Raw genomic sequence first — 263 nt, forward strand, 5'->3', positions numbered from 1 at the left:
TGAGTAAACCGTTTAAACTGAATTCTGCTTTCCGTCCTTCCGGGGATCAGCCCGAGGCTATTCGTCGCCTGGAAGAGGGGCTGGAGGACGGGCTGGCGCACCAGACCCTGCTGGGGGTTACCGGTTCGGGCAAAACCTTCACCATTGCCAACGTCATTGCCGATCTCCAGCGTCCGACGATGGTTCTCGCGCCGAACAAAACGCTGGCGGCGCAGCTGTATGGTGAGATGAAAGAATTCTTCCCGGAAAACGCGGTGGAGTAT

The 263-nt window shown here is 57.4% G+C and carries 1 protein-coding gene; it reads left to right on the forward strand.

From position 1 onward, the window contains the following. A partial coding sequence (locus RTW80_RS29630; RefSeq protein ID WP_312721704.1) for a DEAD/DEAH box helicase family protein occupies positions 1-263 on the forward strand: 263 nt, incomplete at both ends.

The organism is Escherichia sp. AM3 (assembly GCF_032029835.1).
In the GTDB taxonomy this organism is placed as follows: Bacteria; Pseudomonadota; Gammaproteobacteria; order Enterobacterales; family Enterobacteriaceae; genus Escherichia; species Escherichia coli.